The organism is Piscinibacter sp. PDB1-1 (genome assembly GCF_056675995.1).
On the sequence record NZ_JBWVZJ010000001.1, the window covers coordinates 1,223,578 to 1,237,987 of the forward strand.

12 protein-coding genes are annotated in these 14,410 nt (G+C 68.1%); all 12 read right to left on the reverse strand.

The annotated features are described in order from the left end of the window. Positions 1 to 969: a D-alanine--D-alanine ligase gene (locus AC1KAR_RS05585; RefSeq protein WP_480315363.1), complete on the reverse strand. Its 969-nt coding sequence runs from the start codon at positions 967 to 969 to the stop codon at positions 1 to 3. An 85-nt stretch (positions 970 to 1,054) separates the two neighbouring features. Continuing rightward, entirely contained in the window at positions 1,055 to 2,464 is a 1,410-nt protein-coding gene (gene murC, locus AC1KAR_RS05590) for a UDP-N-acetylmuramate--L-alanine ligase (RefSeq protein WP_480315365.1), read from the reverse strand. Then, positions 2,461 to 3,537 carry an undecaprenyldiphospho-muramoylpentapeptide beta-N-acetylglucosaminyltransferase gene (gene murG / locus AC1KAR_RS05595; protein WP_480315366.1) on the reverse strand — a complete coding sequence of 359 codons (1,077 nt, stop codon included), beginning with the start codon at positions 3,535 to 3,537 and terminating at the stop codon, positions 2,461 to 2,463. Before murG ends, murC begins: the two co-directional genes overlap by 4 nt. 136 nt (positions 3,538 to 3,673) lie before the next feature. Continuing rightward, positions 3,674 to 4,912 (reverse strand): putative lipid II flippase FtsW, encoded by a 1,239-nt coding sequence (ftsW, locus tag AC1KAR_RS05600; RefSeq protein ID WP_480317765.1) that lies wholly within the window; start codon positions 4,910 to 4,912, stop codon positions 3,674 to 3,676. A 23-nt stretch (positions 4,913 to 4,935) separates the two neighbouring features. Then, the gene (murD, locus tag AC1KAR_RS05605; protein WP_480315368.1) at positions 4,936 to 6,801 is read right to left on the reverse strand and encodes a UDP-N-acetylmuramoyl-L-alanine--D-glutamate ligase; all 1,866 of its coding nucleotides are present in this window, start codon (positions 6,799 to 6,801) and stop codon (positions 4,936 to 4,938) included. A gap of 4 nt (positions 6,802 to 6,805) precedes the next feature. Then, entirely contained in the window at positions 6,806 to 7,987 is a 1,182-nt protein-coding gene (gene mraY, locus AC1KAR_RS05610; protein ID WP_480315370.1) for a phospho-N-acetylmuramoyl-pentapeptide-transferase, read from the reverse strand. Further along, the gene (locus tag AC1KAR_RS05615) at positions 7,977 to 9,398 is read right to left on the reverse strand and encodes a UDP-N-acetylmuramoyl-tripeptide--D-alanyl-D-alanine ligase (RefSeq protein ID WP_480317767.1); all 1,422 of its coding nucleotides are present in this window, start codon (positions 9,396 to 9,398) and stop codon (positions 7,977 to 7,979) included. The genes mraY and AC1KAR_RS05615 overlap by 11 nt, the downstream gene beginning before the upstream one ends. Continuing rightward, positions 9,398 to 10,915: a UDP-N-acetylmuramoyl-L-alanyl-D-glutamate--2,6-diaminopimelate ligase gene (locus tag AC1KAR_RS05620; RefSeq protein WP_480315372.1), complete on the reverse strand. Its 1,518-nt coding sequence runs from the start codon at positions 10,913 to 10,915 to the stop codon at positions 9,398 to 9,400. Before AC1KAR_RS05620 ends, AC1KAR_RS05615 begins: the two co-directional genes overlap by 1 nt. After that, positions 10,915 to 12,720: a peptidoglycan D,D-transpeptidase FtsI family protein gene (locus AC1KAR_RS05625; protein ID WP_480315374.1), complete on the reverse strand. Its 1,806-nt coding sequence runs from the start codon at positions 12,718 to 12,720 to the stop codon at positions 10,915 to 10,917. Before AC1KAR_RS05625 ends, AC1KAR_RS05620 begins: the two co-directional genes overlap by 1 nt. Then, positions 12,717 to 13,004: a cell division protein FtsL gene (gene ftsL / locus AC1KAR_RS05630; protein ID WP_480315376.1), complete on the reverse strand. Its 288-nt coding sequence runs from the start codon at positions 13,002 to 13,004 to the stop codon at positions 12,717 to 12,719. The genes AC1KAR_RS05625 and ftsL overlap by 4 nt, the downstream gene beginning before the upstream one ends. Next, the gene (gene rsmH / locus AC1KAR_RS05635; RefSeq protein WP_480315378.1) at positions 13,001 to 13,951 is read right to left on the reverse strand and encodes a 16S rRNA (cytosine(1402)-N(4))-methyltransferase RsmH; all 951 of its coding nucleotides are present in this window, start codon (positions 13,949 to 13,951) and stop codon (positions 13,001 to 13,003) included. Before rsmH ends, ftsL begins: the two co-directional genes overlap by 4 nt. Before the next feature lie 11 nt (positions 13,952 to 13,962). After that, positions 13,963 to 14,403, reverse strand: a complete 441-nt coding sequence (locus AC1KAR_RS05640; protein WP_480315380.1) for a division/cell wall cluster transcriptional repressor MraZ — start codon at positions 14,401 to 14,403, stop codon at positions 13,963 to 13,965. Between the last annotated feature and the right edge of the window lie 7 nt (positions 14,404 to 14,410).

Here is a 14,410-nt window from a genome sequence, read left to right on the forward strand (position 1 = left end):
TCAGGCCTTCCTGGGCGCGGAGTCGAGCGCCGCGCTGGCCAGCAGGTGCAGGCACAGGTCTTCGTAGGGCATGCCGCTTGCGGCGGCCGACTTGGGCACCAGCGAATGCGACGTCATGCCCGGCGAGGTGTTCATCTCCAGCAGGAACGCCTTGCGGTCGCTCTTGCGGATCATCAGGTCGGCGCGCCCCCAGCCACGGCAGCCGAGCGAGCGGTAGGCGGCCACAACGATGCGCTGGATCTCGGCCTCTTCGGCCGCGGGCAGCCCGCTGGGTACGTGGTACTTCACGACGTCGGTGAAGTACTTGTTCTGGTAATCGTAGGCCCCTTCGGGCGCGGCGATGCGCACCACGGGCAAGGCGCGGGCATCGGCGCCCTGGCCCAGCACCGGGCAGGTCACTTCCTCGCCGTCGATGAACTCCTCGCACAACACCTCGTGGTCGTACCTGGCGGCCAGCGCCACGGCCTCGGCCATGTCGGAGTAGCCCTGCACCTTGCTCACGCCGATGGACGAGCCCTCGTGCGGCGGCTTCACGATCAGCGGCAGGCCGATCTCGTCCGGGACGGCGCGAACCTGCTCGCGCGATTGCTGGTCGGACGGCAGGCACACGTAGCGCGGCGTGGGCAGGCCATCGGCCAGCCACAGGCGCTTGGTCATGACCTTGTCCATGGCGATGCTCGACGCCATCACGCCCGAGCCGGTGTAAGGGATGCCGAGCAGCTCCAGCGCGCCCTGCACGGTGCCGTCTTCGCCGTGACGGCCATGCAGCGCGATGAAGCAGCGCGCAAAGCCTTGCTTCTTGAGTTCGGCCAGCACCTGGTTGGCAGGGTCGAACGCGTGGGCGTTGACGCCCTTCGATTGCAAGGCGGCCAGCACGCCTTCGCCCGACATCAGCGACACGTCGCGCTCGGCCGACGTGCCGCCCATCAGCACGGCCACTTTGCCAAGGCTCTTCACATCGATGGTCATGTCTGCCCCTCGTTCGCGGAAATACCGCTCACGATCCCCCGGGGGGATCTCGTCCGGCTTGGGACGGCCCGGCGCTCGGACTCGTTCATGGCGCTTCCTTCAACAACTCCGCCACCTGCCCGGCCACCGCGCCGATCGTGCCGGCGCCCATGGCGATCACGACGTCGCCATCGCGCGCCTGCTCGGCGATCACAGAAGGCATCTGCGCGATCTCGTCCACGAAGATCGGATCGACCTTGCCCGCCACGCGCAGCGCGCGCGCCAGCGAGCGGCCGTCGGCCGCCACGATGGGTGCCTCGCCGGCCGCGTAGACCTCGCCGAGCAGCACGGCATCGGCACTGCCCATCACCTTGACGAAATCCTCGAAGCAATCGCGCGTGCGGGTGTAGCGGTGCGGCTGAAAGGCGATCACCAGACGTCGCCCCGGGAACGCACCACGTGCCGCCGCGATCACCGCGGCCATCTCGACTGGGTGGTGGCCGTAGTCGTCGATCAGCGTGAACGTGCCACCGTCGCTCGCTCGCTGTTCACCGTAGCGCTGGAAGCGGCGGCCCACGCCGCGGAACTCGCCCAAGGCCTTGACCACCGGCGCATCCGGCAACTCAAGCTCCGTCGCCACGGCCACAGCGGCCAGGGCGTTGAGCACGTTGTGCTCGCCGGGCAGGTTGAGCGTGATGTCCATGTCGGGCATCACCACGCCGTTACGGCGCTGGGCGGTGAAGCGCATCTGGCCGCCTTCGAGTGCCTGCACATTCACGGCTCGCACTTGCGCCTCGGGGCCGAAGCCGTAGGTGATGACGGGGCGAGACACCATCGGAATGATGGATCGTACGCCGGGGTCGTCGCCGCATAGGATCGCGGCGCCGTAGAAGGGCATGCGGTGCAGGAACTCCACGAACGCACCCTTCAGCCGCGTGAGGTCGTGGCCGTAAGTGTCCATGTGGTCGGCGTCGATGTTGGTGACGACCGACAGGATGGGCATCAGGTTCAGGAACGACGCATCCGACTCGTCGGCCTCGACCACGATGTAGTCGCCCGAACCCAGGCGCGAGTTGGCACCGGCCGCGTTGAGCTTGCCGCCGATCACGAAGGTCGGGTCCAGGCCCGCTTCGGCCAGCGCACTGGTCACGAGCGAGGTGGTGGTGGTCTTGCCGTGCGTGCCGGCGATGGCGATTCCCTGCTTCAGGCGCATGAGCTCGGCCAGCATCACCGCGCGCGGCACCACCGGCACGCGTTTGGCGCGGGCGGCAATCACCTCCGGGTTGTCGGCCTTCACGGCGGTGGAAGTCACCACCGCCTCGGCACCGGCGATGTGGGCCGCGTCGTGGCCGGTGAACACCTTGATGCCCAGCGAGGCGAGCCGGCGCGAGGTCGGGCTGTCGCTCTGGTCGGATCCCGACACCGCGTAGCCGAGGTTGTGCAGGATCTCGGCAATGCCGCTCATGCCCGCACCGCCGATGCCCACGAAGTGGATGTGCTTGACTGCGTGTTTCATGCCGCAAGTCCTTCCAACTCATCGGCCACATGCGCGGCAGCGCGGGGCCGCGCCAAGGCGCGCGCCTTGGTCGCCATGTTGAGCAGCGCTTCGCGCGTCAGGCCCTTCAGCATCTCGGCCAGGCGCTGCGGCGTGAGTTCGTTCTGCGGCAGATGGATGGCTGCGCCCTGCCGCGCCATCCATTGCGCGTTGTCGTGCTGGTGGCTGGTGGTGCTCACCACCAGCGGCACCAGCACGCTGGCCACACCGGCGGCGCACAGCTCGCTCACCGTCACAGCACCGGCGCGGCAGACGATCACATCGCAGTCGGCCAGGCGTTCGCTCATGTTGTCGATGAAGGGCAGCACTTCGGCATTGACCCGGGCCTGTTCATACGAGACACGCACCTTGTCGAAATGCGCGTTGCCGGTCTGGTGCGTGATCCACGGGCGTTCGGCGCCCGGCAGCAGCGCGATGGCCTTGGGCAACGCGTCGTTGAGCGCGCTGGCGCCGAGGCTGCCGCCAACCACCAGCAGGCGCAGCGGGCCACGGCGGTGTTCGAAGCGCTCCAACGGCGTCGGCAGGGTCTCGATCTCTGCGCGCACCGGGTTGCCGGTGACCACACCCTGCTTCACCTTGTGCGCCGCTTCACCGTCGAATCCGAAGGCCACCTTGTCGGCCACCGGCAGCAGGCTCTTGTTGCTCATGAGTAGGCCCGCGTCGGCGTTCACCAGCATCAGCGGCTTGCCGAGCAGCGAAGCCATCAGGCCACCGGGGAAGCACACATATCCGCCCATCCCCAGCACCACCTTCGCCCGGCGCTTGCGGATGATCTGCAGGCAGCCCCAGAACGCGAGCAGCAGGCGAAAGCCACCGGTCAGCGTGTGCACGAGGCCCTTGCCGCGCAAGCCGCTGAAGGTGATGTTGTCCATCGGGATGCCCGACGGCGGCACGAGCTTGTTCTCCATGCCATGCGTGGTGCCGAGCCAACTGATGGTCCAGCCGCGCTTTTGCATCTCGGTGGCGACGGCCAGGCCGGGGATCACGTGGCCCCCGGTGCCGGCGGCCATGATGATGAGGTGCTTCGCGCTCATGTGCGGCCTCCGCATGCGAGGCTCGGAGTGGGCCTTCGATACCTCAGGCTGAGCGGACAGTGAGGATTCAATGGCCATGGCATGCCACCAACCGCTCGGGCTGAGGTATCGAAGCCGCGCACCAGGGCTCGCACGCTCATGCCCTGCCCCCCCGCATCAACTGCCGGTTCTCGATATCGATCCGCAGCACGATCGCCAGCGCCACCAGGTTCATCAGGATCCCCGAGCCGCCGAAGCTCATCAGCGGCAGCGTGAGCCCCTTGGTCGGCAGAACGCCCAGGTTCACACCCATGTTGATGAAGGCCTGCCCGCCGATCCAGATGCCGATGCCCTGCGCGAACAGCCCGGCGAACACGCGGTCGAGTGCCACCGCCTGGCGGCCGATGTGGAAGACGCGGCGCGACAGCCAGAAGAAGGCAAAGATCACCGCCGCCACGCCGATGAAGCCCAGCTCTTCGCCGATCACGGCAAGCAGGAAGTCGGTGTGTGCCTCGGGCAGGTAGTGCAGCTTCTCCACGCTGCCGCCCAGCCCCTGGCCGAAGACCTCGCCGCGGCCGAAGGCGATCAGCGAGTGCGAGAGCTGGTAGGCCTTGCCGAGCGTGTACTTCTCGTCCCAGGGGTTGAGGTACGCAAAGATGCGCTCGCGCCGCCACTCGCTGAAGCTGATCATCAGCACGAACGCACCGACGAGCACGGCCGTGATCAGGAAGAACATGCGCCCGTTCACGCCGCCGAGGAACAGGATGCCCATCGCGATGGTGGCGATCACCATGAAGGCGCCCATGTCGGGCTCGGCCAGCAACAGCAGGCCCACCACAGCCACGCTCACCGCCATCGGCATCACGGCGCGGAAGAAGTTTTCTTTCACGTCCATCTTGCGCACCATGTAGTTGGCGGCGTACAGCGCGATCGCGAGCTTGGCGAGTTCGGAGGGCTGGAAGTTGGTGAAGCCCAGCGTGATCCAGCGGCGCGCGCCGTTCACGCCCTTGCCGATGCCGGGGATCAGCACCAGCACCAGCAGCAGCAGGGCCGCAACGAACACCCATGGCGCGCTCTTCTCCCACACGCTCACCGGCACCTGCACCATCACCACCGCGGCCACCAGCCCCACCACGATCGACACCGCGTGGCGCACCAGAAAGTGGGTCTGCGCGTAGCGCGCGAACTTGGGGTTGTCGGGCAGTGCAACCGAGGCCGAATAGACCATCACCAGCCCGAGTGCGAGCAAGGCCACCACCATCCAGATCAGCGTCTGGTCGAAGCCCTGCAGCCGGGAGGGTTGGCCGGTCGCGCCCGTCCAGTCGCGGATGGGAACGTGCGTCGACGAACCGCCGCGGTTGCGCAGCGAGGCGATGCGCTCCTTCAGCGCGGCCAGCCCGAAGCGGTTCAGGACTTCGCTCACACCACCTCCCCGCCGGAGGCCGCCAAGGCCTGCACTTCGGCCACGAAGACCTCGGCGCGGTGCGCGTAGTTGCGGAACATGTCGAGACTGGCGCAGGCCGGGCTGAGCAGCACGGCGTCCCCCGCATGCGCGCGCTGGAAGGCCCACTGCGTGGCAGCCTCCAGCGTCTCGTGGCGCTGCATGGCCACGCCGGTGTCGCGCAGCGCCTGCTCGATGGCCTCGGCGTCGCGGCCGATGGTGGCCACCGCGCGGGCATGCCTTTGCACCGGTGCGGCGAGTGGCGCGAAATCCTGCCCCTTGCCGTCGCCACCGAGAATGACGACCAGCTTGCTCGGCGCCTTGTCATCGCCCAGCCCGTTGAGCGCCGCCACGGTCGCGCCCACGTTCGTGCCCTTGCTGTCGTCGTACGCCTCGACGCCGTTCACCACGGCGACGAACGCCACGCGGTGCGGCTCGCCGGCGTACTCGCGCAGGCCGTGCAGCATGGGTGCGAGCGGGCAGCCCACGGCAGTGGCCAGCGCGAGCGCGGCCAGTGCGTTGGCGGCGTTGTGGCGGCCGCGCACGCGCAGTGCGTCGGCCGGCATCAGGCGCTGGATGTGCAGGTCTTCGGGCTCGACGACTGCACCCTTCTTCGGCTTCTTGATGGTCTCGTCGGACTCCATGGCCCGCACCAACCAGGCGATGCCGTTCTCCACCAGCAGGCCGAAATCGCCCGGGTGCTGCGGGGCGTCGAGACCGAATCGCACGACACGCCGCTCGACCGGCTTGGCGAAACGCCCCTTGCCGGGAACGGGCGGCGGGATCATCTTCTCGACCGCCGCATCATCGTGGTTGACGACCATCACGGCGTCCTTGCCGTAGATGCGCGCCTTGGCTTCGGCATACGACGCCATGCTGCCGTGCCAGTCGAGGTGATCCTGCGTGACATTGAGCACCGCGGCCGCGCTGGGTTCGAAGCCCTGCACGCCATCGAGCTGAAAGCTGGACAACTCCAGCACCCAGACCTCGGGCAGCGCCTCGAACACCGGGCCCGGCGGGGGCGGCGGGATCAGGTGGGGCGGTGGGCCACCGCCGGCGGTGTCGTCTTCGGCCGGCGAGGTTTCGACCTCGACGGCAGCCTGCGCAGCCGCTTCGACCTTCGCTTCGGCATCGGCCGGGATCTCTTGCGCGGCGAGTTGCTCCGATTCGGCGGCGATCTCATCGTCGTCGACCGGTGCGGGCGGCTCAAGCACGGGCGCCTCGGGCACCGCGTCGGCAGAGTCGGCACGCGCCTCGGACGGCTCGACGCGCTCTTCTGCAGCGTCAGCGGCAGCTGCTTCGGCAAGAGCCTCATCCACCTCGGCCTCGGGCTCGGCCGCCAGCGCCTCGGCCAGCGTCTGAAGCATGGTCGGGCCGATGTTGCCGGCCACCGCCACACGGCGGTCGGCGCGCTCGACGAGCTGCGCGGTCATCGACGTGGTCGTGGTCTTGCCGTTGGTGCCGGTGATCGCAATCACCTTGGGCGCGTAGCCGCGCTCGGCCTTCAGGTCGGCCAGGGCACGGGCGAAGAGATCGAGTTCGCCCTGCACCGGCACGCCGGTGTCACGCGCGAGCGCGAGCGTGGGCGCGATGCGCTCGTCGGCGGGCGCGAGCCCGGGGCTCTTGAGCACGAGCTGCACGCCATTCAGCACATCGGCCGGCAGATCGCCATGCAGGCGCCGGGCCTGCGGCACATGCTCGGCAAGGGCGGCGTCATGCGGCGCCTGCTCGCGCGAATCCCACACGCGCACGTTCGCGCCATGGCCTGCGCACCAGCGCGCCATCGCAAGGCCCGATTCACCGAGCCCCAGTACGAGAACGTTCGAGTCCTTCAGGTAGTTCATCGTCTCAACGCAACTTGAGGCTCGCAAGGCCCACCAGGCACAGCAGCATCGTGATGATCCAGAACCGGACCACCACCTGCGTCTCCTTCCAACCGGATTTCTCGAAGTGGTGGTGCAGCGGCGCCATCTTCAGGATGCGGCGGCCGGTGCCCGTCTTCTTCTTGGTGTACTTGAACCAGCTCACCTGCAGCATCACCGAGAGTGCCTCGACGACGAAGATGCCGCCCATGATCGAGAGCACCACTTCCTGCCGCGTGATGACGGCGATGGTGCCGAGCGCGCCGCCGAGCGCGAGCGCGCCCACGTCGCCCATGAACACCTGCGCCGGGTGCGCGTTGAACCACAGGAACGCGAGGCCCGCACCCGCCATGGCGGCGCAGAAGATGAGCAACTCGCCCGCGCCCGGGATGTACGGAAAGATCAGGTACTTGCTGTAGACCGAGCTGCCCACCACATAGGCGAACACGCCGAGCGCCGAGCCGACCATCACCACCGGCATGATCGCCAGGCCGTCGAGGCCGTCGGTCAGGTTGACCGCGTTGCTCGACCCGACGATCACGAGATACGTGAGGATGATGAAGCCGAACACGCCCAGCGGGTAGCTGATCGACTTCACGAACGGGATCATCAAGTCCGCCTTGGGCGGCAGGTCATTGCTGAAGCCGCTCTGCACCCAGCGGATGAAGAGTTCGAGCACGCGCAGGTTCGAGGTTTCGGACACGCTGAACGCGAGGTAGATCGCCGCCACGAGGCCGATCAGCGACTGCCACATGTACTTCTCGCGCGACGGCATGCCTTCGGGGTTCTTGTGCACCACCTTGCGCCAGTCGTCCGACCAGCCGATGGCGCCGAAGCCGATGGTGACCAGCATGACGATCCACACGAAGCGGTTGCTCCAGTCGAACCAGAGCAGCGTGCTCACGCCGATGGCGAGGAGGATCAGAACGCCGCCCATGGTGGGCGTGCCGCTCTTGGCGATGTGCGCCTGCACGCCGTACTCGCGGATCGGCTGGCCGATCTTCAACTCCGTCAGGCGGCGGATCACCCACGGCCCCAAGGCCAGGCCGATGAGCAGCGCGGTCATGGCGGCCAGCACGGCGCGGAAGGTGAGGTATTGGAAGACGCGCAGAAAGCCCAGTTGATCGGGGTAGAGGTTCTGCAGCCACTGGGCGAGGCTAAGCAACATGGTGCGGGCCTCCTTGTTGTTGGGTTGTGTTGTTGTGAAGGAGCGCCGCCACCACCTGCTCCATCTTCATGAAGCGCGAGCCCTTGACCAGCACCGAGGCGCACTCGGGCGCCGCCTTGAGCGCACCCAGCAGATCGGCCACGCTGTTGAAGTGACGCGCGCTGCCGTTGTGTTCGCCGCCGTAGGCATCGGCGCTGTAGCGGCTCAGGCTGCCGGCCGTCCAGAGGGCATTGATGCCATGCGTGCGTGCATAGGCCCCCACCTCGCGGTGGAAGGCCGGGCCTTGGTCGCCCACCTCGCCCATGTCCCCGAGCACCAGCCAACGCGGGCCGGGCAGCGAGGCCAGCACCTCGATTGCGGCACGGGCCGAATCAGGGTTGGCGTTGTAGGTGTCGTCGACCAGCGACACAGGCACGCCCTGCACCACGCCCTGCTTGAGTTGCGAGCGTCCCTTGACCGGCTCGAAGGCTTCGAGCCCGCGCACGACCGCATCGAGCGGGCAACCCGCGGCCAGGGCGCACGCGGTGACGGCGAGCGCGTTCTTCACGTTGTGCCAGCCAGGCATGCGCAATTGCACGGCGGCAAAGCCGGCGGGCGTGTGCAGCATCAGCGACCAATGGTCGTTCGGGCCGTCTTCATGGACCCACTGCGCATCGGCGGTGACGTCGGCCACGCCTTGGAGTGCAAAGGTCAGCGTCGGCCGTGTGCCGGCGAGCTGGTGCCACAGCGGCGCGTACTCGTCGTCGGCCGGGAAGACCGCCGTGCCGCTCGGGCCGAGGGCCGCGAAGACCGAGCCGTTCTCTCGCGCCACCGCTTCGACCGTCGCCATGAACTCCTGGTGCTCACGCTGCGCGTTGTTCACCAGCGCAACGCTGGGCGCCGCCATCGCGGCCAGCCCGGCGATCTCGCCCGGGTGGTTCATGCCGAGTTCGACCACGGCGGCGTGATGCTGCTCGCGCAGGCGCAGCAACGTCAGCGGCACGCCGATGTCGTTGTTGAAGTTGCCCTCGGTCCAGAAGGCCGCATCGCCCTGCCAGGCGCGCAGCACCGACGCGGTCATCTGCGTACAGGTGGTCTTGCCGTTGCTGCCGGTGACGGCGATCACCGGCAATTGGATGCGCTCGCGCCATGCCGCCGCGAGCGCGCCCAGCGCCTGCTTGCTGTCGGCCACCTGCAGACCCGGCAGGCCGGCTTCGGCCAGACCGCGTTCGGCCAGTGCAGCCACCGCACCTGCCGCCTTGGCCTGGGCCAGGAACTCGTGCGCATCGAAGCGCTCGCCGCGCAGCGCGACGAACAGGTCGCCCGCCTTCAGCGTGCGCGTGTCGGAGTGCGCGCGGCTGATGGGCACCTGGCCGTCGCCCACGAGCGTGGAGCCGGGCAGCATGGCGTGCGCTTGGGCGAGCGTCATCATCATGACGAAGCCCTCCCGGCCAGGGCGGCCTGCGCTTCGGCCACATCGGAGAAGGGGTGCTTCACACCGGCAATTTCCTGGTCGGCCTCATGCCCTTTGCCGGCCACGAGGATCACGTCTTGCGGCTGCGCCTGCGCGATCGCCTGCGCAATGGCAGCGCGGCGGTCTTCGACGACGATGGCGCGGTCGGGCCGCGCCATGCCGGCCACGATCTGCCGCAGGATCTCGCCCGGCGCCTCGTTGCGCGGGTTGTCGCTGGTGGCGAGCACCTGGTCGGCCTGCCGCTCGGCAATCGCGCCCATCAGCGGGCGCTTGGTGGCGTCGCGGTTGCCGCCGCACCCGAACACGCACCACAGCGTGCCCTTGCGCGCGTCGGCCAGGGGGCGCACGGCCTGCAAGGCCTTCTCCAGCGCATCGGGTGTGTGGGCGTAGTCGACCACTACCACCGGCTGTTCGCCGCCGCCCATCTGCTGCATGCGGCCGGGCACCGGAGTGAGCTGGGCACACACGCGCGCAGCGTCGGCCAGCGACACCCCGAGCGCGCGAAGCCCGCCGATCACGGCAAGCAGGTTCGACACGTTGTAGTCGCCGATCAACGCGGTGCGCACAGTCACCGGCTCGCCCCCCTCAGCGACGCTGAACACGAGGCCGCCATCGACGTAGCCGATCTCGCTGGCCTGCAGCCGTGCAGGCGGCGCATTGCGCTGCGGCGGTTTGGCGCTGTATGTCCACACGCCGAGCCCATGAGGGAGCGTGGGCGCCAATTCGGCGCCGCGTTCGTCGTCGACATTGATCACCGCCGCGCGCAGGCCGGGCCACGCGAAGAGTTCGGCCTTGGCCGACCAATAGGCCTCCATGCTGCCGTGGTAGTCGATGTGATCACGGGTGAAGTTGGTGAACAGCGCCACGGCGAGCTGCGTGCCGGCCATGCGGTGCTCGACGATGCCGATCGACGAGGCCTCGATTGCGCAGGCCTTGAAGCCTTCTTGAACGAAGCCCCTGAATGCCGCCTGCAGCGTCACCGGGTCGGGCGTGGTGAGGCCGGTGGGCTTGATCTCGGCGCCCGGCGCGGCGGCCGAGGGCGCTTCGCCGACACCGAGCGTGCCCACCACGCCACAGCGGCGACCGAGCAGGCTGAGCGACTGCGACACCCACCACGCGGTCGATGTCTTTCCGTTGGTGCCGGTGACCGCCACCACGTCAAGCGCGCGGCTGGGTTGCTCGTACCAGGCGCTTGCCAGCGGCCCGGTGGCAGCCTTCAGGCCCGACAGCGCGCCAACCTGCACGCCATCGAAGTTGAAGGCCTCGGCGCCCTTGGCTTCGACCAGGCAGGCCGCGGCGCCGGCAGCCAGCGCGGCGGGCACGAACTGCCTGCCATCGTGGGCATAGCCGGGCCACGCGATGAAGGCATCGCCCGCCTGCAGGCGCCGGCTGTCGGTGCGCAGGCTGCGCACGCCGCGGCTGCGCAGCCAGGCGACGGCGCTGCCCACGTCGTGCAGGGCGGTGAGCTGCGCCATCAGAAGCTCTCCTCCACCGCCGGCAGCTTGTTGGTGACGATCTGCTGCTTGACTTCGAGGTCGGGCTGCACGCTCATGGAGCGCAGCGTCTGCTGCACCACCTCGCTGAACACCGGCGCGGCCACATCGCCGCCGAAATACTTGCCGTTGCTGGGCTCGTCGACCATCACCGCCACCACGATGCGCGGCTTGTCGATGGGCGCCATGCCAACGAACCACGAGCGGTATTTCTTCTCGGCGTAGCCCTTGCCCTCTTGCTTGTGCGCGGTGCCCGACTTGCCACCCACCGAGTAACCCATGGTCTGCGCCTTGGGCCCGGTGCCGCCGGGGCCCGCCGCCATCTGCAGCATGTGACGAACCGCCCGCGCCGTCTTGGCCGACATCACGCGCACCCCGGGCGCCTGGGCATCGCCGGGCAGGCCGTCGGTGTGCACGATCGAGGTGGGGATCAACTCGCCGTCGCGCGCGAACACGGTGTAGGCGCGAGCGAGCTGGAACAAGCTGGCCGAAAGGCCGTAGCCGTAACTCATGGTGGCCTGCTCCACCGGGCGCCACGTCTTGTAGGGGCGCAGGCGGCCCGTGACTGCGCCGGGGAACTCGATCTGCGGACGCTGGCCGAGACCCACCTGGGTGTACATCTCCCACATCTCGCGCGCCGGCATCTGCATCGCCATCTTGACGGTGCCGACGTTGCTCGATTTCTGGATCACCTCTTCGACGGTGAGGTCACCGTGCGGGTGGGCGTCGCGGATGGTCGAGCCGGTGATGTTGATCCAGCCCGGTGCGGTGGAGATCACGGTCTTGGGCGTGACACGGCCGCTCTCGAGCGCCAAAGAGATGATGAAAGGCTTCATCGTCGAGCCGGGCTCGAAGGTGTCGGTCAACGCGCGGTTTCGCAACTGGCCACCCGAGAGGTTCTGGCGGTCGCCGGGCGAGTAGCTCGGGTAGTTGGCCAGCGCCAGCACCTCGCCGGTCTGCACGTCGAGCACGACCACGCTGCCGGCCTTGGCCTTGTGCTCGGCCACTGCATCGCGGATGCGCTGGTAGGCATAGAACTGCACCTTGGAGTCGACCGAGAGCTGGATGTCGCGGCCATCGACCGGCTGAACGCTCTCGCCGATGTCTTCGACCACGCGGCCGAGCCGATCCTTCACCACGCGGCGCGTGCCGTTGCGGCCCTGCAGCTCCTTCTGGAAGGCGAGCTCGATGCCCTCCTGCCCTTTCTCTTCGACGTTGGTGAAGCCCACCACGTGCGCAGCCGCCTCGCCTTCTGGGTATTTGCGCTTGAACTCGCGCACCTGGTGCAGGCCCTTGATGCCGAGTGCCAGCGCCTCCTTGGCGACCGGCTCGTCAACCTGCCGGCGCAGCCACACGAAGTTGGGGCTGTCGTCGAGCTTTCCCGCGAGCTCGCTCGTGCTCATGCCCAGCAGGCGCGCGAGCTGCTGGCGCTGCTTCTTGTCGGCCTCGAACTCCTTGGGGATCGCCCACAGCGAGGGCGCGGGCACGCTTGCCGCCAGGATCAGGCCGTTGCGATCGGTGATGCGCCCGCGGCTGGCCGACAACTCCAGCGTGCGCGCGTAGCGGATCTCGCCTTGCTTCAGGAAGAAGTCGTTGCCGACGATCTGCACGTACACCGCCCGCCCGGCCAGCACGCAAAAGCCCAGCCCCACCAGGCCGACGAGGAACTTGGAGCGCCAGGGCGGCGTCTTCGAGGCCAGCAGCGGGCTGGTCGAATACATCACCGAGCGCACGCTGACGGCGCCGGCCTTGTTGGCTGCCTTCGCGGCCTTGCCCTGGATCTTCATCGCGCGCCCCCCGGTGCCGAGGCGGCGTAGGTGGCGTAGTACGTGACCGCGGGCGTGGCGCTGCGCATGGCCAGGCGGTCGCGCGCGACACGCTCCACGCGCAGGTGCGTTGCCTGCGATTGCTGGTCGGCCTTCAGCCGCTCGTGATCGATCTCCAGTTGGTGCGCCTCGCTCTGCGCCTTGTGAAGCGCCGCGAACAGGCGGCGCGACTCGTACGACACGCGCACGAGGTACACGCTGCTGATCACGAGCGCGACGAGCAGGATCACGTTCAACCGGGTCATGCGAGCACCTCGGTTCGTTCGGCCACGCGCATCACCGCCGAACGCGCGCGCGGGTTGGCATCGACCTCGGTGTCACCCGGCTTGACGCGCCCGATCGATTTCAGCCGCATCGCCTTCGGTGCCGCGAAGGGTGCACGGCGGTCGAAGACCTCCTTGCTTTCCTTCGCAATGAAGGTCTTGACGATGCGGTCTTCGAGCGAGTGAAAGCTGATGACCGCGAGGCGGCCACCAGGCACGAGCAGGTCGAGCGCCGCGCTCAGACCCTGCTCGAGTTCCTCAAGCTCGGCGTTGACGAAAATCCGTAGAGCTTGAAATGTGCGCGTTGCAGGGTTCTGGCCCGCTTCGCGGGTTTTGACCGCGCCAGCCACGACCGAGGAAAGCTCGGCGGTGGTTCGAACAGGATTCCCGCTCTCGCGCCGAGCAACAAGCGCCTTTGCAACCTGTAGAGCAAACCGTTCTTCCCCATAGTTCTTTATCACCTCCGCGATAAGGCGCTCGTCGGCGCGGGCCAGAAAATCCGCGGCGCTTTCGCCCCGGGTCGTGTCCATGCGCATGTCCAGCGGCCCGTCGAAGCGGAAGCTGAACCCACGATCGGGGTCGTCGATCTGCGGGGAAGACACACCCAGATCGAGCAGAAGTCCGTGCACCTTGTCCACGCCGAGCGCGGCCAGGGTGGGCACCATGTTCGCGAAGCTTGTGTGATGGATGGAAAAACGCGGGTCATCGACCCGCGTTGCACCTGATGTCGCAGCGGCAACGGCTTGGGGGTCCCGGTCGATCGCGATCAACCTCCCCTTCGGCGAAAGCCGCGAGAGCAGCAGGCGCGAATGCCCGCCGCGGCCGAAGGTGCCGTCGAGGTAGGTGCCGTCGGGCGTGGTCACGAGCGCATCCACGGCTTCATTCAGAAGCACGGTGGTGTGTTCAAACGGGGTGGCCGGCGCGGACATGAAGGTCTCGCTCAGAAGCTGAAGCTCTTCAGCGCCTCGGGCATCGGCGACTGCATCACGCGGGCCTCGTGCTCGGCGTAGCGGGCGGCGTCCCAGAGCTCGAAGTGGCTGCCCATGCCGAGCAGCATCACGTCGCGGGTGAGGCCCGCGGCAGCGCGCAGCTCAGGGGCGATCAGCACGCGCGACGAGGCATCGATCTCCACGTCCATCGCGTTGCCGAGAAAGATGCGCTTCCAGCCGGCGGCCTCCATGGGCAGCGCGGCGACGCGCTCGCGGAAGTTCTCCCACGCGGGGCGCGGGAAGATCATCAACGAGCCTTCGGGATGCTTGGTGATGGTGAGCTGGCTGCAGCCCATCGCGGACAGGACCTCGCGGTGACGCGACGGCATGGCGATACGCCCCTTGCCGTCCAGCGTCAGCCCCGCAGGCCCCTGAAACACGATGTTTGCCACAAAAACC